General features: G+C 65.2%; 21 protein-coding genes. 16 read left to right on the top strand and 5 right to left on the bottom strand.

The window, feature by feature from the left end:
• Positions 1-77 precede the first annotated feature (77 nt).
• Positions 78-527, top strand: a complete 450-nt coding sequence (locus JO391_RS00945) for a MaoC family dehydratase (RefSeq protein ID WP_220662351.1) — start codon at positions 78-80, stop codon at positions 525-527.
• On the top strand, positions 524-1,588 hold the full coding sequence (locus JO391_RS00940; protein WP_220662350.1) for a Gfo/Idh/MocA family protein: 1,065 nt from the start codon (positions 524-526) through the stop codon (positions 1,586-1,588). Before JO391_RS00945 ends, JO391_RS00940 begins: the two co-directional genes overlap by 4 nt.
• Before the next feature lie 6 nt (positions 1,589-1,594).
• Here the strand turns inward: JO391_RS00940 and JO391_RS00935 are convergent, their stop codons facing one another.
• On the bottom strand, positions 1,595-2,395 hold the full coding sequence (locus JO391_RS00935) for an IclR family transcriptional regulator (RefSeq protein ID WP_220662349.1): 801 nt from the start codon (positions 2,393-2,395) through the stop codon (positions 1,595-1,597).
• Positions 2,396-2,608: 213 nt separating this feature from the next.
• Between JO391_RS00935 and rplO the strand changes: the two genes are divergently transcribed.
• From rplO to JO391_RS00880, 11 genes are all read left to right on the top strand, one after another.
• Positions 2,609-3,082 carry a 50S ribosomal protein L15 gene (gene rplO / locus JO391_RS00930; RefSeq protein ID WP_220662348.1) on the top strand — a complete coding sequence of 158 codons (474 nt, stop codon included), beginning with the start codon at positions 2,609-2,611 and terminating at the stop codon, positions 3,080-3,082.
• A gap of 112 nt (positions 3,083-3,194) precedes the next feature.
• Complete coding sequence (gene secY / locus JO391_RS00925; protein ID WP_220662347.1) at positions 3,195-4,553, top strand: preprotein translocase subunit SecY; 1,359 nt, start codon at positions 3,195-3,197, stop codon at positions 4,551-4,553.
• 10 nt (positions 4,554-4,563) lie between these two features.
• Positions 4,564-5,214 carry an adenylate kinase gene (locus JO391_RS00920; protein ID WP_220662346.1) on the top strand — a complete coding sequence of 217 codons (651 nt, stop codon included), beginning with the start codon at positions 4,564-4,566 and terminating at the stop codon, positions 5,212-5,214.
• A gap of 173 nt (positions 5,215-5,387) precedes the next feature.
• Positions 5,388-5,756, top strand: a complete 369-nt coding sequence (gene rpsM / locus JO391_RS00915; protein ID WP_220662345.1) for a 30S ribosomal protein S13 — start codon at positions 5,388-5,390, stop codon at positions 5,754-5,756.
• Positions 5,757-5,771: 15 nt separating this feature from the next.
• Positions 5,772-6,167: a 30S ribosomal protein S11 gene (rpsK, locus tag JO391_RS00910; protein ID WP_220662344.1), complete on the top strand. Its 396-nt coding sequence runs from the start codon at positions 5,772-5,774 to the stop codon at positions 6,165-6,167.
• 115 nt (positions 6,168-6,282) lie between these two features.
• A complete protein-coding gene (locus JO391_RS00905) occupies positions 6,283-7,299 on the top strand; it encodes a DNA-directed RNA polymerase subunit alpha (protein WP_220662343.1) in 1,017 nt (338 codons plus the stop codon).
• Between the two features lie 136 nt (positions 7,300-7,435).
• Positions 7,436-7,846, top strand: a complete 411-nt coding sequence (gene rplQ / locus JO391_RS00900) for a 50S ribosomal protein L17 (protein ID WP_220662342.1) — start codon at positions 7,436-7,438, stop codon at positions 7,844-7,846.
• Between the two features lie 174 nt (positions 7,847-8,020).
• Entirely contained in the window at positions 8,021-8,632 is a 612-nt protein-coding gene (locus tag JO391_RS00895) for an autoinducer binding domain-containing protein (protein WP_220662341.1), read from the top strand.
• 56 nt (positions 8,633-8,688) lie between these two features.
• Positions 8,689-9,276: an acyl-homoserine-lactone synthase gene (locus JO391_RS00890; protein ID WP_220662340.1), complete on the top strand. Its 588-nt coding sequence runs from the start codon at positions 8,689-8,691 to the stop codon at positions 9,274-9,276.
• Positions 9,277-9,426: 150 nt separating this feature from the next.
• Complete coding sequence (locus tag JO391_RS00885; RefSeq protein ID WP_220662339.1) at positions 9,427-10,854, top strand: Do family serine endopeptidase; 1,428 nt, start codon at positions 9,427-9,429, stop codon at positions 10,852-10,854.
• A gap of 42 nt (positions 10,855-10,896) precedes the next feature.
• Entirely contained in the window at positions 10,897-12,207 is a 1,311-nt protein-coding gene (locus JO391_RS00880) for a replication-associated recombination protein A (RefSeq protein WP_220662338.1), read from the top strand.
• Between the two features lie 104 nt (positions 12,208-12,311).
• On the opposite strand, the gene JO391_RS00875 is transcribed toward JO391_RS00880, so the two are convergent.
• Positions 12,312-12,902 (bottom strand): HXXEE domain-containing protein, encoded by a 591-nt coding sequence (locus tag JO391_RS00875; protein WP_220662337.1) that lies wholly within the window; start codon positions 12,900-12,902, stop codon positions 12,312-12,314.
• Between the two features lie 83 nt (positions 12,903-12,985).
• On the opposite strand from JO391_RS00875, the gene JO391_RS00870 reads away from it, so the two are divergent.
• Entirely contained in the window at positions 12,986-13,636 is a 651-nt protein-coding gene (locus JO391_RS00870; protein ID WP_220662336.1) for a TetR/AcrR family transcriptional regulator, read from the top strand.
• 93 nt (positions 13,637-13,729) lie between these two features.
• Here the strand turns inward: JO391_RS00870 and JO391_RS00865 are convergent, their stop codons facing one another.
• Positions 13,730-14,545: a helix-turn-helix transcriptional regulator gene (locus JO391_RS00865; protein WP_220662335.1), complete on the bottom strand. Its 816-nt coding sequence runs from the start codon at positions 14,543-14,545 to the stop codon at positions 13,730-13,732.
• A gap of 237 nt (positions 14,546-14,782) precedes the next feature.
• On the opposite strand from JO391_RS00865, the gene JO391_RS00860 reads away from it, so the two are divergent.
• Both JO391_RS00860 and JO391_RS00855 read left to right on the top strand, forming a co-directional pair.
• The gene (locus tag JO391_RS00860; RefSeq protein WP_220662334.1) at positions 14,783-15,538 is read left to right on the top strand and encodes a nitrilase-related carbon-nitrogen hydrolase; all 756 of its coding nucleotides are present in this window, start codon (positions 14,783-14,785) and stop codon (positions 15,536-15,538) included.
• Position 15,539: 1 nt separating this feature from the next.
• Positions 15,540-17,627 (top strand): oxidoreductase, encoded by a 2,088-nt coding sequence (locus JO391_RS00855; protein ID WP_220662333.1) that lies wholly within the window; start codon positions 15,540-15,542, stop codon positions 17,625-17,627.
• A gap of 82 nt (positions 17,628-17,709) precedes the next feature.
• Here the strand turns inward: JO391_RS00855 and JO391_RS00850 are convergent, their stop codons facing one another.
• Positions 17,710-19,158: a protein adenylyltransferase SelO gene (locus JO391_RS00850; protein ID WP_220662332.1), complete on the bottom strand. Its 1,449-nt coding sequence runs from the start codon at positions 19,156-19,158 to the stop codon at positions 17,710-17,712.
• Between the two features lie 61 nt (positions 19,159-19,219).
• Entirely contained in the window at positions 19,220-19,732 is a 513-nt protein-coding gene (locus tag JO391_RS00845; RefSeq protein ID WP_220662331.1) for a putative pterin-binding protein, read from the bottom strand.
• Positions 19,733-19,734 lie beyond the last annotated feature (2 nt).

Below are 19,734 nucleotides of genomic sequence, written 5' to 3'. Positions count from 1 at the left end.
TGATCTGACGATGCAGTGAGTCATTTCACTTGTCAAAGTATATTTCATATGAGAAATATTCTTTCGAGGAGGACCGAATGGAAGTCGAACAGTTCTTCGAGGACTATGAAGTCGGCGCAAGCCGCAGAACCCTTGGCCGCACAATAACCGAGGCGGACATCGTGTTTCATGCCGGCCATTCGGGAGACTTCTTTCCGCACCACATGGATGCCGAGTTCTGTCGGGGCCAGCCCTTTGGCCAGCGGATCGCTCATGGCACGATGACCTTCGCGATCGGCATTGGCCTGACCGCTACGCAGATCAACCCGCGCGCCATGACCTATGGCTATGAACGACTGCGCTTTCCGAACCCTGTTTTTGCCGGTGACACGATCCGGACGACCGTGACCATCGGGCGCAAGGTCGATGATCCAAAGCGCCCGGGCTTCGGCCAGGTCGTCGAGATATGTGAGACCGTGAACCAGCACGGCAAGACCGTGATGTACTGCGAACACATCCTTCTTGTGCAAGAGAGGGGCTCCCCATGAGCTTCGAGTACCGCCAAGACTGGCCCGCCCCCTCGCGTCCGAAGCCAATCGTCATTATCGGCGCCGGCGGCATCGTCAGGGATGCCCACCTCCCGGCCTATCGCAAGGCTGGGCTGCTTGTCGCTGGAGCGACGGACCTTGACGTTGGGCGGTCGAACGCACTTGCGGCCGATTTCGGACTGCCTGCAACATGGGAAAGCGTATCAGAAGCCGTCGCAGCCAATGGCACGGACGCCGTCTATGATGTCGCCGTCCCGCCCGGGGCAATCACCAGCATCTTGCCAGACCTGCCAGATGGCTCCGCTGTACTTATCCAGAAGCCAATGGGAGCCAATTTGGCTGATGCCCGCACAATCCGGGCGATCTGCCGCGACAAGGGGCTCAAGTCGGCGATCAACTTCCAGCTGCGCTTTTCGCCAATGATGATGGCGGCACGGCAGGCGATCGAATCCGGGCTGATCGGCGATCCGCTCGAACTCGAGGTCCACCTCAACATCTTCACGCCCTGGACGCTCTTCCCCTTCCTTCTGCCGATGAAGCGGGTCGAACTCCTCGTCCATTCCATCCACTATCTTGATTCGATCCGCGCTCTGTTCGGCACGCCGAAGGGAGTGTTTGCGCGGTCGATGGGCGATCCGCGTGCGCCGGGCTTTGCCCAGACCCGCACGACGGTCATCCTCGATTGGGGCGACTTGCGGCGCGGCGTGATGAGCATCAACCACAACCACCAGGCCGGGCGCCGGTTCCAGTCAGCCTGGTTCCGCATCGAGGGCACGGCGGGTGCAATGATGGTCAAGCTTGGCGTCTGCTTCGACTATCCGCGCGGCGAAGCGGACGAGTTGTGGTACTGCCCGAACGGCGGCGAATGGCACCAGGTGCCGCTGACCGGAAGCTGGTTCACAGAAGCCTTCATGGGGCCGATGCGGAACCTGCAGCGGTTCGACGCGGGCGAAGATGATCATCTCTTCTCGGGCACCGACGACGCATTCCATACCATGGCGTTGGTTGAAGCCTGTTTCACCGCCATGGAGACCCCGGCGGTTCCACTGCAAGGCGATTGACGCGTTTCAGCTTCGGGAGAATGCGCGGGGCAAGCCCTCCCCCACAACGCCGCCCCCCAGACTGCGCGTCAGGCGCGCAGCTGTTTCTATGGCCTTGGTGCAGCAATCGGCGAAACTGACCGAGTCTTGGATACGCTGGATGTGCGGTACGGTCAGCGCAGCGATTGCCTGGCCCGTGTGGTCGATGATCGGGGCCGAGATGTTGACCACGCCCTTGATGACAAAGCTGTCCACGATCTCGTGCCCGCGCTTGCGAATCGCTTCCAGGTCGGTCCTGATTTGCGCCTCTGTCATGCCATCGGGCACGGGCGCACGCCGGAACATCTCGTCCAGCTCCGGCGCGCCGGCGAAGGCCATCATCACACGGCCCGAGGACGCCCGCCACACATCCACGCGCGTGCCCAACCTGACCGACATCACGTGACGGGCGGGCGGATCGACCTGCCCTGCAATCAGGACGGAATCGTCTGTCAGTACCGCCAGGTGGACCGACTGATTGATGACATGGGCCAGGTCACGCATCAGTGGGGTCGCAGCCGTGGTCAGACGCCGGATCAGCGAGGTCCTGTGCGCGATCTCGAACAGCAGGGTGGTCAACACGTACCGGTCGGTTGCCGGATCCTGCGCGATGTATCCCCGCGCCTGCAGAACAACCAGCATCCGGAATATCTCGGAAACGGACCGGTTGAGGTCGCGTGCGATTTCACTCTGCGACAGGCCCGAGTCGAAATTCGAAAGGTGCTCCAGGATATCGAGGCCCTTCTCAAGAGCAGGGGCCGTGTACTTTGGCGGGGTGTCTTCAGGCATTATCGGGTCTCGACTTTCATGGATGAAACGTAGAGGCACTTCCCCGCATTGGCAACGTGTCACCTTTGTGGATGGCACAGACCCCTTGCCTGACGTCTGCCAAGGGTGTAAGCGCCCGCGGTGGCTCGAACGAGGGTCACGTTTCAGAAGAAGAAATGCCGAGTTGGCCCCATCCGTCGCAGGCGGGGCCCTTCCGGCCAAAGGAGATGCGACATGAAACTGAACGAACTGCGCGACAACGACGGCGCGGCCCGCAAGCAGAAGCGCGTGGCGCGCGGCCCGGGTTCGGGCAAGGGCAAAACCGCCGGCCGCGGCATCAAGGGCCAGAAATCCCGTTCGGGCGTTGCCCTGGGTGGTTACGAAGGCGGCCAGATGCCGCTGTACCGCCGCCTTCCGAAGCGCGGCTTCAACAAGCCCAACAAGCTGCACTATTCCGTGGTGAACCTCGGCCTGATCGAAAAGTTCATCGCCGCCGGCAAGCTGGACGCCAAGACCGAAATCACCGAGGACGCTCTGGTTTCGGCTGGCCTGACCTCGAACAAGCGCGACGGCATCCGCGTGCTGGCCAAGGGTGAAATCAAGACCGCCATCACGCTGAAGGTCACCGGCGCTTCCGCCGCGGCGATCGAGGCGGTGAAGGCCGCGGGTGGTTCTCTGACCGTGGCGGCTGCGGCTTCGGCCGAGTAAGGGCCAACAATCGGGTTGTGAGCGGTCTCAGGACCGCTTACATCACCGTCAGTTTTCCCGCGCCGCCGCCCGGAAGACGGGACGGCGGCGTTGTCCATGAAAAGGACCGGATATGGCATCTGCTGCAGAGCAAATGGCCGCGAACCTCTCTTGGGGCGCGCTCGGCAAGGCGACCGATCTTCGCCAACGCATCCTCTTTACCATTGGCCTGCTGATCATCTTCCGGCTCGGCACCTACATCCCGGTCCCCGGGATCGACGGTGAACAGCTGCGACAGTTCATGGACCAGGCCAGTGCAGGCATCGGCGGCATGCTGTCGATGTTCACCGGGGGCGCGATCAGCCGCATGGGTATCTTTGCCCTTGGCATCATGCCATACATTTCGGCCTCGATCATCGTGCAGCTTCTGGCGTCAATGGTACCTTCTCTGGAGCAGTTGAAGAAGGAAGGCGAGCAGGGCCGCAAGAAGATCAACCAGTACACGCGCTACGGCACCGTGCTTCTGGCCACGTTTCAGGCCTGGGGTATCGCCGTTTCGATCGAGGCGGGCGGGCTTGCCCACTCGCCGGGCCTGTTCTTCAAGCTGGCCTGCGTGATCACGCTGGTGGGCGGCACGATGTTCTTGATGTGGCTGGGCGAGCAGATCACGGCGCGCGGCATCGGAAACGGCGTATCGCTCATCATCTTCGTTGGTATCGTAGCGGAAATCCCTCGGGCTCTGGTACAGTTCTTGGAAAGCGGGCGGTCCGGCGCAATCTCGACCCCGGTCATCCTTGGGGTGATCGTCATGGTCATCGTCGTGCTGGCGGTCGTGGTCTTCATGGAACGTGCGCTTCGAAAAATCCACATCCAGTATCCACGTCGCCAGGTGGGCATGAAGATTTATGACGGCGGGTCGTCGCACCTGCCCGTGAAGGTCAACCCGGCCGGCGTCATACCCGCGATCTTTGCATCGTCGCTGCTCCTGCTGCCGACCACCATCAGCACCTTCTCGGGCAATTCCACGAACCCGGTGCTGAACTTCATCCAGATCTACTTCGGCTATGGCACCCCGCTGCACCTTGCAGCGATGGCGGCGATGATCGTGTTCTTCGCCTACTTCTACACCCACAATGTCAGCTTCAAGACCGACGACGTGGCAGAGAACCTCAAGAACCAGAACGGCTTCATCCCTGGTATCCGCCCGGGCGTGAAAACGCAGGAATACCTGGACTACGTGGTCAATCGCATCCTGGTGCTCGGCTCGTTCTACCTTGCGGCAATCTGCCTTCTGCCGGAAATCCTGATCGCCGAAGTCGGCCTGCCCTTCTACTTTGGCGGCACCTCGGTACTGATCGTCGTTTCGGTCACGATGGACACGATCAACCAGATTCAATCTCACCTGCTGGCACACCAGTACGAGGGCCTGATCGAGAAGTCGCAACTGCGCGGCAAGAAGCGGTCTGCGCCCAAGGCGCCGGCGCGGCGCTGAAGGGGGGCCGATGACGAACATCATCCTGCTGGGACCGCCGGGAGCGGGCAAGGGGACTCAGGCCAAACGGCTCGTTGAAGAGCGCGGCATGGTGCAACTGTCCACCGGTGACATGTTGCGCGATGCCCGCACCTCCGGCACAGAGATGGGAAAGCGCGTCGCCGAAGTCATGGACCGTGGCGATCTGGTGACGGATGAGATCGTGATCGGCCTTATCCGCGAAAGACTGGATGACCTGTCGCACGGCGGCTTCATATTCGACGGCTTCCCGCGGACGCTCAAGCAGGCAGATGCCTTGGGTGAACTGCTTGCCCAGACAGGGCAGTCGCTGGACGCCGTGATCGAGATGCAGGTGGACGACTCGGCGCTCGTGGCCCGCATCACTGGTCGCTTTACCTGCGGCAATTGCGGCGAGGTCTATCATGACCGTACTCGTCCGACCAGGGTGACGGGCTCCTGCGATGTTTGCGGTTCGACCATCCTGAAGCGGCGAGCCGATGACAACGAGGACGCGCTGAAGACGCGCCTCATGGAATACTACAAGAAGACCTCGCCCCTGATCGGCTACTATTACGCCAAGGGCAAGCTTTCCACCGTCGATGGTCTTGGCGAAGTGGACGCGGTTTCCGCTGCAATCGCCAAAGTTCTTGACAAGTCCTGAATCCTGGGTTCGCGGCCTTGACGGGCCGCGGAAAAGCCCATAAAGCACGGCGTCCTGCGGGTCTCCCGAGTCGCGGGCATCCCCATTCGGGGAAGAAGGTTCGCGGGGCTTAGGTACCGCGGGTTGTGAAAAAAGGTTCTGGTGCTACGGAACCGCAACGAAAGGAATAAGCCTTGGCACGTATTGCCGGCGTTAACATCCCGACTCAAAAGCGCGTTCCGATTGCGCTTCAGTACATCCACGGCATCGGCGCGCACTTTGCGCAGCAGATCTGCGACGCGTTGAAGATCGACGTTGCCCGCCGCGTGAACCAGCTGACCGACGCCGAAGTGCTGGCGATCCGCGAGTACATTGATGCGAACTTCACCGTCGAGGGCGACCTGCGCCGTGAAGTTTCCATGAACATCAAGCGCCTGATGGACCTTGGCTGCTATCGCGGCCTGCGCCATCGCCGCAACCTGCCCGTGCGCGGCCAGCGCACCCATACCAATGCCCGCACCCGCAAGGGCCCGGCCAAGCCGATCGCCGGCAAGAAGAAGTAAGGGAAGGGCAGATCAATGGCACGTGATACCAAGACCACCCGCACCAAGAAGAAAGAGCGCAAGAACATCGCCGCGGGCGTTGCTCATGTGAACTCCAGCTTCAACAACACCAAGATCCTGATTTCTGACGTTCAGGGCAACGCGATCTCCTGGTCGTCCGCCGGTACTATGGGCTTCAAGGGTTCGCGCAAGTCGACCCCCTACGCTGCCCAGATGGCCGCTGAAGACGCGGGCCGCAAGGCGCAGGAACATGGCGTGAAGACGCTGGAAGTCGAAGTACAGGGCCCGGGTTCGGGCCGCGAATCGGCGCTGCGCGCGCTGGCCGCCGTGGGTTTCAACATCACCTCGATCCGCGACGTGACGCCGCTTGCCCACAACGGCTGCCGTCCCCCGAAGCGCCGCCGCGTCTGACGCGAGCTGTTTGGTGTCGGGCTGTGCCAGTGGCACGGCCCGATTTTCGTATTGAAGATCCTCGGGCGTCGCTGGCTTACGGACATGGGCCAGAGACAAGAATGGAGGCAGTCGCATGATCCACAAGAACTGGCAGGAACTTATCAAGCCGGCCCAGCTGGTCGTGAAGCCCGGCGCTGACCCGTCGCGTACCGCGACCGTCATCGCCGAACCGCTGGAGCGGGGCTTCGGCCTGACGCTCGGCAACGCGCTGCGCCGGGTGCTCTTGTCCTCGCTGCAAGGCGCGGCCATCACCTCGATTCAGATCGACAATGTCCTGCACGAGTTCTCCTCGGTGGCTGGTGTCCGCGAGGACGTGACCGACATCGTTCTGAACCTGAAGGGCGTGCGTCTGAAGATGGAAGTCGAGGGGCCGAAACGCCTGTCGATTTCGGCCAAGGGGCCGGGCGTCGTTACAGCCGGCGACATCTCGGAAACCAACGGCATCGAGATCCTGAACCGCGACCACGTCATCTGTCACCTGGATGACGGCGCCGACGTGTTCATGGAACTGACGGTCAACACCGGCAAGGGCTATGTTTCGGCAGACAAGAACCGCCCTGAAGATGCGCCGATCGGCCTGATCCCGATCGACGCGATCTACTCGCCGGTCAAGAAGGTCAGCTACGAAGTGCAGCCCACCCGTGAGGGTCAGGTGCTTGACTACGACAAGCTGACCATGAAGATCGAGACTGACGGGTCGCTGACCCCCGATGATGCCGTGGCCTATGCGGCACGCATCCTCCAGGACCAGCTGGCGATCTTCGTCAACTTCGACGAACCCGAATCGGCTTCCAAGCAGGAGCTTGATGCGGGTCTGGAGTTCAACCCGCTCCTCCTGAAGAAGGTGGACGAGCTTGAGCTTTCGGTCCGTTCGGCGAACTGCCTGAAGAACGACAACATCGTCTACATCGGCGACCTTATCCAGAAGACCGAGGCGGAAATGCTCCGCACCCCGAACTTCGGCCGCAAGTCGCTGAACGAGATCAAGGAAGTGCTCTCGGGCATGGGCCTGCACCTCGGCATGGAAGTCGAGGACTGGCCGCCGGAGAACATCGAGGATCTCGCAAAGCGGTTCGAGGACCAGTTCTGATCGCCGGGCGGGGTTTCGCCCCGCCCGAACCAAAAATGCCCGGCCATCCGGGGAACTCCAGGGCAATCCGCCCCAACGACGCGGCCCGCACGCACGGGCCGCAACACAAAGCAAAACACGACGTTAGGAGATCATCATGCGTCACGCCCGCGGTTACCGCCGCCTGAACCGTACCCACGAACACCGCAAGGCGCTGTTCGCCAACATGGCAGGCTCGCTCATCGAACACGAGCAGATCAAGACCACCCTGCCCAAGGCCAAGGAACTGCGCCCGATCATCGAAAAGCTGATCACTCTGGCCAAGCGCGGCGACATGCACGCTCGCCGCCAAGCTGCGTCGCAGCTGAAGGAAGACCGCCACGTCGCGCGTCTCTTCGAGATTCTGGGGCCGCGTTACAAGGAACGCGCCGGCGGCTACGTCCGCGTTCTCAAGGCCGGTTTCCGTTATGGCGACATGGCGCCGATGGCGATCATCGAATTCGTTGACCGCGACCCGTCGGCCAAAGGCGCAGCGGACCACGCTCGTACCGAAGCGGCAGAAGCCTGAGTCAGGCTCCGAACGGCATTTCAGGCCCGCCGATCACGGCGGGCCTTTTGCGTTCCGTGGCGGCAATGCTATCGAAGCAAGATGCGCAACGTAACATTCACCTTGCGCTGGACTGTTACCCGTTGGATAACAATCTAGAGTAGAAAGGAAATTCCCCGTCGGTGGGGCGATGTGATGTCAGAGCGAAAGGCAGTGTTGGTGTTGCTCGAACAGCTCGAAGAATTGGCCCCGATGGGATACACGGTCGGCCTTCACATCCGATTTGCCACTCCGCTTGTTTATCGCAGCTCCTACCCGGAGGCTTGGGTAGAAGTCTACAACAGCCACTCGTACTACCTCCGCGACCCCCTCGTCTTCTGGGGCGTCGGCGTGGAAGGTACGACGAGGTGGAGTTCAATTCCGCTGCCCGACCCCTTCGGGGTCATGAAGAAGGCCGCCGCCCACGGGCTCAAGTTTGGCGCCGTCTCATCCTATGGGCCCATCACCTCGCGTTCCATCGTTGGCATCAGCCGGTCCGACCGGGAGTTTTCCGACGAGGAGCTGGACCAGCTCAAGGAGCTGACCATCAGGCTGCATATCGAGGCAAAGCCACCCTCGGAACTGACACGAGCTCAGATCGAGGCGTTGCAATGCCTAGCCAATGGGGACAGGCACACGGCAGCGGCGGCGAAACTCGGCATATCGGAAAGCGCCCTCAAGGCGCGCCTGCAAAGTGCGCGCATCCGGCTTGAGGCGCGGACCACGTCGGAAGCGATCAGAAAGGCGCGCGAATACCGCCTGCTCTAAGCCCGCGCCGGTCCCCTTCACAGGTTCTACTTGGCCCCTGAGAAGGAGAAACGACGATGGAAGTTACGACCCTTTCCTACGACAACATCCACAACCACGGGATGCTTTTCGCGAACCTGTTTCGCGCGCGGCACAAGACCTTCATCCGCATGGCCGGATGGGATCTTCCCGAGGCAGATGGGATGGAGTTCGACCAGTACGACACGCCCGCCAGCCGGTGGGTGGCCGTGCATGAACGCGGCGAGGTCCTGGCCGGTGTTCGGCTGACACCGACCACGCACCGCTGCGGGATCTACTCCTACATGATCCGCGATGCGCAGCGTGGATTGCTGGAGACGATTCCGGACACCCTTCTGAACTTCCCGGCGCCGGTCGACCCCAACATCTGGGAATCCAGCCGCGTCTTCGTGTCCGATGCGGTTCCGGCGGGCGACCGACTGCGTGTCCAGATGCAGCTCATCCACGAGATGGTGATCTCGGCCCGCACCCTGGGCGCGACCCAGCTTCTGGGCATCATTCCGGAACACTCGCCCCGCCTGGCCCGGCGGGTTGGGCTCGACTGCCAGCCGGCCGGTCCCGTGCTTGACATGGGCGGGTCGCGGTCGGTCTGCGTGACAATCAGCATGGCGACCAAGCTGCACTGATTGCCCCGCCGGGTCTGCCGGGTCCCCACGGCAGATCCGCCCCCGTGCCCTGCCAATGGGCCTCCCGTCCGTTCAATCGGTCGTGAGGCCCCATTGCTCCCCGAGAATGCCGTGCCGATAGTCCGGTGCAAAGTTCATACCGGATTGCCCATGTCCCGCCTCCGTCTCGCTCCAGTGGTTTCCTTGGTCGCCGTGGCCGGTCTAGCCGCCCTCGCGCTTCATGCCGAAACCGCTGCACCCGATCCTGACGCCGCCAGCACAGTCCCGGCCAGCCAGGCGCAGATCGATCTCAGCTTCGCGCCGGTCGTCCATTCCGCTGCTCCGGCGGTTGTGAACATCTATGCAACCCGGGTGGTCGATCAGAAGGCCAGCCCCTTTGCCGGCGACCCGCTGTTTGAACGCCTGTTCGGCGACCTCGCCCCCACCACGCCGCGCGTTCAGAACTCGCTCGGGTCCGGCGTGATCGTTGGGTCTGATGGCATCGTCGTGACCAACTTTCATGTGGTCGGCAGCGCCACCGAAATCCGCGTGGTGCTGAACGACCGCCGCGAATACGCCGCAACCGTCATGCTGGGAGACGAAGACAGCGACCTCGCCATCCTGAAGCTGGACGGCGCTTCCGATCTTCCCTCCCTGGCCTTCACAGATTCCGACGCCATCGAGGTCGGTGACCTCGTGCTGGCCATCGGCAACCCCTTCGGGGTTGGCCAGACCGTGTCCTCGGGGATCGTTTCGGGGCTTGCCAGGTCCTCCACAGCCGTGGGCGACGGGCTAGGCGCCTTCATCCAGACCGATGCAGCTATCAATCCCGGCAACTCCGGTGGGGCATTGGTGGACATGCAGGGCCGTCTTGTCGGCATCAACACGGCGATCCTGTCCCGCACGGGTGGCTCGCTCGGCATCGGTTTTGCCATTCCGGCCAACCTGGTGGCGCAAGTCGTCACGCAGGCCCAGGCGGGCTCTGACCGTTTCACCAAACCCTGGGCCGGACTGACAGGCCAAGCGGTCGATGCTGCCACGGCCGAGGCAATGGGCCTGCCCCGTCCCGATGGCGTCGTGCTAAGCTCGGTGCACCCCGAAAGTCCCTTTGCTGCCGCGGGCCTCAAGGCAGGGGATGTGATCACGGAAGTGGACGGGCTACCGGTTAACAGCCCGCAAGAGATCGTGCTGCGCATAGCCACGCGCGGCGTGGGCGCCAAGGTCGATGTGTCCTGGCTTCGGGATGGCGAGGCGCAAGGCGCCACGGTGCTGCTGATTGCCGCTCCCGACAGTCCGGCGCGCGAGGCACGCACCATCTCGGGCGATACGCCGCTGGACGGTCTGTCCGTGGCGCGCATCAACCCTGCGGTGCTGGAAGAACTCGACCTGCCACCGAAGGCCGATGGCATCGTCGTCACCCAGGCCGGCCGCACCTCCGCCGCGGCAGGTTTCCGTGCGGGCGACCTGATCCTGGCCATCAACGGCGCCGAAGTCGGCTCGACCGCCGATGTCGAGACGCTGGCCCTGTCGGGCGACCGCCGCTGGCGGATCGACCTCGTGCGGCAAGGCAAGCCGGTACGCCTTCAGTTCCGGTACTGAGCCGGCCTTCCGCCGGCGCGCCCGCGGGTCTACGATGGCGCCATGTCCGACCTTTTCGACACGCCATCCCCCGCCCATGCCGAGGCTCCGCGGCCGCTGGCCGACCGACTGCGCCCGCGCGTTCTGTCCGAGGTCATCGGCCAAGAGGCCGTGCTGTCGCCCGACGGCCCGCTCGGCGCCATGCTGGCGGCGCGGTCGCTGTCCTCTCTCATCCTGTGGGGCCCGCCCGGCGTGGGCAAGACCACCATCGCGCGGCTGCTGGCGGACGAGACCGACCTGGCCTTCGTCCAGATCAGCGCGATCTTCACCGGCGTGCCCGAACTGCGGAAGGTGTTCGAGGCGGCGCGGATCCGGCGGCAGAACGGGCAGGGGACGCTTCTTTTCGTGGACGAGATCCACCGCTTCAACAAGGCGCAGCAGGACGGGTTCCTGCCGCATATGGAGGACGGGACGATCCTGCTGGTGGGCGCCACCACCGAGAACCCGAGCTTCGAGCTGAACGCCGCGCTTCTGAGCCGGGCGCAGGTGATCGTGTTGGCGGCACTGACGCCGGCTGATCTGGAGCGGCTGGCGCAACGGGCCGAGCATGAGCTGAACCGGGCGCTGCCGCTGACCGGCGAGGCGCGCGAGGCGCTGGTCGAGATGGCGGACGGGGATGGCCGGGCGCTGTTGAACCTGATCGAGCAGGTGATGTCCTGGCGGGTCGAGCGGCCCCTTACCCGCGACGAGCTGGCCAAGCGGCTGATGCGGCGGGCGGCGCGGTATGACAAGGCGGGGGACGAGCACTACAACCTGATCTCGGCCCTGCACAAGTCGGTCAGGGGGTCGGATCCGGAGGCGGCGCTCTACTGGTTCGCCCGGATGCTGGAGGGGGGCGAGGACCCGCGGTTCCTGGCGCGGCGGCTGACCCGCATGGCGGTGGAGGATATTGGCCTTGCCGATCCGCAGGCGCAGGCGGTGTGCCTGGATGGCTGGCAGACCTATGAAAGGCTGGGATCGCCCGAGGGGGAACTGGCGCTGGCCCAGGCGGTGATCTATCTGGCGCTGGCGCCCAAGTCGAACGCGGCCTACACGGCATACAAGGCGGCCAGGGTGGCGGCGCGGGAGACCGGCAGCCTGATGCCGCCCCGCCACATCCTGAACGCGCCCACCCGGCTGATGAAGGAGGTGGGCTATGGGGCAGGCTATGCCTATGACCACGACCAGGAGGATGGCTTCTCGGGGCAGGACTATTTCCCGGAGGGGATGAAGCGGCCGGCCTGGTACGTGCCGCCGGAGCGGGGCTTCGAGAGGGAGCTGAAGAAGAGGATCGAGTACTTCGACCGGCTGAGGACCAAACGGCGGGGCGACTAGGCGTCCGAGCTCGGACGCCATCGCAGATCAAGCAATATCAATGACTTGCCGACGCGCATTAACTCGGCGGTAAGAAACGGCCCCCGGCCAATTGCGCAGCGCGGTCAGGCGCGCGCTGTCCCGTCCGCCCGGTCCAGCTGGCGCTTGTGCCGGACGACCCGGACCACGATGGCGGCGTGGATCAGGATCGCGAGGCCCAGGCCGATCACATGATCGGTCGCGGTGACATCGGCGTTGCCCGCGAGCACCCAGAGCGTGAGGGCGCCAAGCGGGATGAAGACCAGGATCGAGGTGACGAGACCGGGGTTGTAGCGCCGGAGCGCAATGGCCTGGAGACAATGGATGATGCCGTTGACCAGGCTGAGATAGACCGCGATCAGCCCGAGGCCGAGATGGACCCATGCCGCCAGCAGGAAGGCGATGGCATCCACGCCCCAGACGCCGAGGATGTTGATGATGAAGACATCCATCCGCGTCAGCACTTCCTTGCCACCGCCGATGACGGTGTTGACGAAGGCGCGGAAGCGGTCGGCGTCATGCTCTTCGAACTGGTGGATCATGTAGGCTGGCAATTGCAGCCAGATCAGCGTCAGCGCCCAGGACCAGTCGCTGGCCAGAACCGGGGTCAGGACAAGAAGCATGATCCCGGCCAGGAAGCCGCCGTAAACCCAGTTGTCGCGCAGACGGGCCAGCATGTCGCAGCTTTCCTTCATCGAGATGAGTGGACTTGAGTTTCATTGCACCTTAAGTGTAATGAATACATTAACGCAAGATGGAAATGACGAACCGCTCCAGACGCAGCTACAAGTCGGACCTGCGCGCCGCGCAGGCCGGGGCGACGCGGCAGGCCATTCTGGATGCGGCGGCGCGGATCGTCATCTCGGGCGGCTGGCAGGGCGCGACCATCGCTGCCATCGCCCGGGAGGCGGGGGTTTCGAAGGAGACGGTCTATGCGGTCTTTGGCACGAAAGTTGCCTTGATCGGCGAGATGGTGACATCGCGCGTGGCTGAAGGCGCACCCGGCCCGCATTTTCTGGACAGTGAGCGGCCCGCACTGATCCGTGCCGAGACGGACCCGGCACGTCAGATCGCACTTTGGGCGGCCTATCTTTCCGAAATTCTGGAGAGGGTTGCCCCGGTGCTGGCTGTGGTCCGATCGGCCGCGGAGTCCGAGCCGGAGATGGCCGAGTTGTACCGGAGGCTCCACGCCGGGCGGCGGGCCAACCTGGGCCGGGTGGCAGAGGCCATCTGCAGGCTGGACGGGCTGCGCGATGGCTTGGGGGTCGAGGAAGTGACCGAATTGCTGTGGCAATTGGCGAGCCCCGAGCTTTACGGGCTGATGACCGGGCTCGGCGGGTATTCCAGAGAGCGCCATGCCGGCTGGCTGGCGCAGATGCTGACCATGGCGCTGCTGGCCGAGCGGGGTTGAGGCGGGCCGCCGGGGGCCGGGCGGGCAAACTCCTTCAAAGGAATTTGCCGGTTTCTTCCAGGAAACCTGGCCTCCCCTTGCAGTGGCAGCGGGTCAGGGCTGGGGCGCAGACAGATGCGGCATCAACAGCGCGAAAAGCTCGGCCTGCGAAGTGACGCCGCAGCGCGCGTGGATCTGGCGGCGGAAAACCTTCACCGTCTGCGGCGAGAGGCCAAGGTGCAGCGCCACCGAGGCGCTGGAATGGCCGCGCAGCACGAGGAGCGCGATTTCCGCCTGGCGCGGAGTGAGAGCGATCCCGGTGGCGCCGTGCAGGCGATGCGCCAGGCCGGCCGCGAGCGGGACCGCCGGCGATGGTGAAGGCGACGGGGTTGACGGCGGCTGATGTCCGGCGGGCCAATGCCGCTCGGCCAAAGCGGCGGCAACGGAGGCGATGCGGCGGGCTTCCGCCAGGGTGGCGGCGGTGAACGGCCGGCCCGAAGCGGCATCGCGGCCGAGGCAAAGCATCAGCGTCGTCCCGGGGCCGGGCCGGGCGAGGAATGTCGCCTCGTCGATAAGAGTCGTCGCCCGGTAGTATCCCAGGTAGTAGCGGCTGCGGCGAAAGCCGGGCGGGGCGAGATCGGCCAGCCGATAGAGGCCGGGCGCGGCGCTGCCCTCGTGCAGGGCGAGATAGGGGTCGAGCCGCCAGGCGCCGGCGAGGTAGTCATCGAGTGCCCGGAACACCGGGCCGCGGGGCGACCAGCGGTGCAGCACCTCTGGCGGATCGGCGCCGCGGTAGGCGAGGATCAGCAGGTTGTCGGGCGAAAGCGCGGCCTGAAACCAGTCAGTCAGGCGGTCAGGGAAGGCCGGCGCGCCGAGGGCGCGGATCGCGGCGGCGAGTTGGGGGGCGGGATCGGGAGATGGGTCGGGCATGATACCTCTTGGGGGGTATATACCACTGCTTTTCTTAAAGGATATGGATTGCGCGGATTTCAGGGGTATGACCTCTGGCCGGATTGCGGGGTTAGACCGCGCTGCGGGGGTTTCACACCCCCCAGTCCATCGGTCTTCTTGAACCGATGGCGAAAACGCGATGGACTACCCCGTGGGATAGTTGCGGGCAGAAAATGCAGGGTGGCGCGTGGCGGCCCTGAAGGAAAGGGAGCGGTCATGCGGCTGGCGGTTTGGCAGGGGGCCTCCCCGGCGGGGGATGCGGCGGCGGGTCTGGCGGCCCTGGCGCCCGCGCTGAAGGCGGCGGGGGCACTGGGGGCGGCGGCGCTGGTGGCGCCGGAAAGCTGGCTGCCGGGGTACAACAGCGACCGGATTCCTGCGCTGGCGCAGCCGCGGGGCGGCGCGTGGCACCGGGCGCTGGCGGCCCTGTGTCGGGACGCAAGCTGCGGGGTGGTGACGGGCTATGCCGAGCGGGATGGCGCGGCGGTCTACAACGCGGCTGTGGCCTTCGACGCAGCCGGGCGAGAGGTGGCGCATTACCGCAAGATCCAGCTTTATGGCCCGCGCGAGAAGGCGCTCTATGTGCCCGGCTCGGCTTACGAAGTCTTTGACCTGGGCGGGGTCAAGGCGGCGCTTCTGATCTGTTATGACATCGAGTTTGCGCCGCATGTGGCGGAGCTGGCGGCGCGGGGAGCAGAGGTCATCCTGGTGCCCACGGCCAATATGAAGCCGTTCTTCCATGTGGTGCGCGCCACCGTGCCGGCGATGGCGGCCAATCATGGCGTGGCGATCGCCTATGCCAATTACTGCGGGGTGGAGGGCGACCTGGATTATGTCGGCGGCAGTCTGATTGCCGGGCCGCATGGCGAGGTGCTGGCCCAGGCGGGCGAGGCCCCTGCCCTGCTGGTGGCCGACATCCCGGCCGTGGACCCGGCCCGCCTGAGCACCCAGGCCGCCGATTTCCGGAAGGTGTGAGATGGCGAAGGATAGCCTCCGGGACTCGCGCTATGACGTGCTGTTCGAGCCTGTGCGGATCGGCCCGAAGGTCGCGAAGAACCGCTTCTTCCAGGTGCCGCATTGCAACGGCGGCGGCTATCGCGACCCTTCGGCGGTGGCCGAGATGCGGCGGACCAAGGCCGAGGGTGGCTGGGGGGTGATCTTCACCGAACAGACCGAAATCCACCCCACCAGCGAGATCACGCCCTTCATCGAGCAGCACCTGTGGGAGGACAAGGACATCCCGGCGCTGGCGGCGATGGCCGAGGCAATGAAGTCGCATGGCGCGCTGGCGGGGATTCAGCTGGCCTATTCGGGGATCAACGGGCCGAACCTTTACTCGCGCGAGGTGCCGCTGGCGGTTTCGGCAGGACCGATCCTGACCTTCACCTCCGACCCGGTGCAGGCGCGGGCGCTGGACCGCGAGGACATCCGCGAGCTGCGCGGCTGGTTCCGGGCCGCGTTCCGGCGCAGCCACCAGGCGGGGTTCGACCTGATCTGCCTGTATGGCGCGCATGGCTTTGGTATCTTTCAGCATTTCCTGTCGCGCGCCACGAACTTGCGGGATGACGAATATGGCGGGTCGCTGGAGAACCGCTCGCGTTTCCTGCGTGAGGTGGTGGAAGACGCCCGGGAGGTGACGAAGGGCGAGATGGGGATCACCCTGCGGCTGTCCCTGCACGAGGAGGGGCCGAAGGGGCTTTCCAACGCGGAGCTGCGGGAGTTCATCGCGCTGAACGCCGAGGTGCCGGACCTGTGGGACCTGGCGCATGGGACGTGGGAGGCCTGTTCCGGCACCTCCCGCTTCAAGCCCGAGGCGGCGCAGGAAGAGCTGGTGCGCGGCATCAAGGCGCTGACGCCCAAGCCGGTGGTGGGCGTGGGCCGCTTCACCAGCGCGGACGAGATGGTGCGGCAGGTGCGCTCGGGCGTGCTGGATTTCATCGGCGCGGCGCGGCCGTCGATTGCCGACCCGTTCCTGCCCAAGAAGATTGAGGAGGGCCGCTTCGAGGACATCCGCGAGTGCATCGGCTGCAACATCTGCGTGTCGGGCGACATGACCGGGGCGATCAGCCGCTGCACGCAGAACACGGCCTTCATGGAGGAGTGGCGGAAGGGCTGGCATCCGGAGCGGGTGCGGGCGAAGGGGCCATCGGACTCCGTGCTGATCGTGGGGGCTGGGCCGGCGGGGCTGGAGGCGGCGCAATTGCTGGGCAAGCGGGGCTACCGTGTCACGCTGGCCGAGGCCGGGCGCGAGCTGGGTGGGCGCGTGGCCAGGGAACGCAAGCTGCCGGGGCTGTCGGCCTGGGGGCGGGTGGCGGATTACCGGGTGGGGCAGATCGCGCCGATGCCCAACGTTGAGGTCTATCGCGAAAGCCTCCTGAGTGCCGAGGACGTGCTGGCGATGGGGGCGGAGCATGTCTGCATCGCCACGGGGGCGACCTGGCGGCGGGATGTCGTGGCGCGACGGCACCTGGCGCCGATTGCGATGGATTCCGCGATGCCGGTCTTCACGCCAGACGACCTGATGGCGGGGGGCGGGCCGATACGGGGCCGCGTCGCGATTTATGACGACGATCATTTCTACATGGGCTCGGTGCTGGCCGAACTGCTGGTGGCGCGGGGCTGCGAGGTGGTTTTCGTCACGCCGGCGGTGAAGGTGGCCGAATGGACAGAGAACACGCTGGAGCAGGGGATCATCCAGCGGCGGCTGCTGGACCTGGGGGTCAGACTGGAACTCAGCCGGGTGCCCGAAGCGGTGGAGGCGGACGGTCTGCGCCTGTCCTGCGCCTATACCGGGCGGGAAAGCCGGATCGCCGCAGAGGCGCTGGTGCTCGTCACCTCGCGCGTGGCCGAGGAAGGGCTTTTCCGCGCGGTGCGGGCGCTGGACTGGCAGAGCGCCGGGATCGCCTCGGTGAAGCGGATCGGCGATGCCGAAGCGCCGGGGCCGATTGCCTGGGCCACCTATGCCGGGCGCCGCTATGCCGAGGAACTGGATGCCCCCGACCGGGGCGAGGCGCTGTCGTTCCGGCGCGAGGTGGCCCGGCTGGAGCCGGGGCTGCCGGGGTGAAGGCGGGGTGAGCCCCCTCCCCATCCCTCCCCACAAGGGGGAGGGAGGCACTTGCCCTACAGGCCAAGGCGCGGGGGACGGCTCAGGTGCCGCAGTATGTGACGTAGCGCCCGAAGCCTTCGGGAGCGGGAAGCAGGTATTTCTCGCGGCCCGACACCTCGTGGAACGGGTCGGTGATGGCGGCAAGAAGGGAGTCGAAGGGGGCCATGTCGCCCTGATGGGCGGCGGCGAGCGCCTCTTCCACCAGGTGATTGCGGGGGATCACCGCCGGGTTGGCGGTCTCGATCCGGGCACGGGCGCCGGGTCCAAGCCGAGCCTGCCAGTGGCCGAGCCAATCGGCCAGGGCGGGCTGGTCGGAGATCAGGGCGCGCAGGCGCGTCGCATCGCCTTCGGCAGCGGGGCCAAGGGCGCGGAAAGCGCGCGTCCAGTCGGCACCGGGCAGAAGCGCGAGGAAGCCTTCGCGCAGCGCGGCGTCATCGGCATCAAGACCCAGCTTGCGCTGCATCACACCGCCCCATTCGGCCTGATACGCGGCGGCGGCGCGGTCCAGGCCGGCATTGGCGATATCCACCGCCGTCTTTTCGTCGGCATCGAACAGCGGCAGCAGCGTTTCGGCCAGCCGGGCAAGGTTCCACAACAGGATGGTGGGCTGGTTGCCAAAGGCATAGCGGCCCTGGGTGTCGATCGAGGAAAACACCGTGCCGGGCGCATAAGCCTCCATGAAGGCGCAGGGGCCGTAGTCGATGGTTTCCCCCGAAATCGTCATGTTGTCGGTATTCATCACGCCGTGGATGAAGCCGAGGCCCATCCACTGCGCGATGAGCCGCGCCTGTGCCGCAGCCACGGCATCGAAGAAGGCGAGATAGGGGTTTGCCGCCTGGGCCGCCTGGGGGTGGTGCCGGGCGATGGCATAGTCGGCCAGGCGGCGCACGTTGTCGTCCTGACCGCGTGCGGCGAAGAACTGGAAGGTGCCGACGCGGATATGGCTGGCAGCAACGCGGGTCAGCACCGCGCCGGGCAAAAGCCCTTCGCGCAGAACGGGCTGGCCGGTTTCCACCACGGCCAGAGCGCGGGTGGTGGGCACGCCAAGCGCGTGCATCGCCTCACCCACCAGGTATTCGCGCAAGGCCGGGCCAAGTGCCGCCTTTCCGTCGCCGCCGCGCGAAAAGGGCGTGCGGCCCGAGCCTTTCAGCGCGATGTCGCGGCGGTTGCCCGCGCGGTCGATCACCTCACCCAGAAGGACAGCGCGGCCGTCGCCCAACTGGGGCGAAAAGCCGCCGAACTGGTGCCCGGCATAGGCCTGCGCAATGGGTTCCATCCCCGACAGGAGTGACGTGCCGGAAAACACCTCGGCGGCAACCGGCTCCAGCCCGGCAGGGTTCAGCCCAAGCTCGGCCGCAAGCGCGTGGTTCAGCCGCACCAGCCGCGGAGCAGGCGCGGGATCGGGCGCCTGGGCCACGTAGAAGCCGGGCAGGTCGCGGGCATAGCTGTTGTCGAAGGCCGGAAGGCCGGCCGGATCAAGGCGAATCATGGGGCACCGCAAGAAGGCATGACCGGGATATGGGTTTCGCGGCGCCCGGCGGCAAGCGCTGTCAGGGCAGGACGTCCAGCGCGTTCAGCTGCCAGATGCTGCGGGTATAGATCACCTCGCTGCGCCAGCGGGCGTCGTCGTCATAGGGATAGACGATCCACAGCGGCCCCTTGTCGCGCACGGAGAGCAGGCTGCCGTTCTGCGCATAGGCGACGATGGGGCCCGGATCGGTGATGTCGTCGACCGGGATTTCGGTGAAGTAGTCGTTCAGGGCATGCGCCTCGACCGGCTTTCCGCCGGCGCCGATGCTGTCGAGCAGCGCCTTCAGTGGTACGCCGGTGAAGGCCTGCGGCCCTTCGGTCCAGATCGTGGTGGTGGTGATGGTCACGGGTTCCATCGCTTGCAGCATGGCAAGATCGAAGACCGCGGCATCGCCCTGATTGGCGGTGCCGATTGCACCGGTGACGGTCAGGACGACATCGCCTTCGGGCGGGAGCAGCGGCTCTGCCGCATGGCCGGGGACGGCTGCAGGAAGACACAACAGGGCAAGGGCGGCAAGCGAAGAACGGGGCACGG

It is taken from the genome of Neotabrizicola shimadae, from assembly GCF_019623905.1.
GTDB classification, from domain to species: Bacteria; Pseudomonadota; Alphaproteobacteria; order Rhodobacterales; family Rhodobacteraceae; genus Neotabrizicola; species Neotabrizicola shimadae.
The sequence above is the reverse complement of the archived record's forward strand: the minus strand, read 5'-3'. Positions and strand labels throughout refer to the sequence as shown.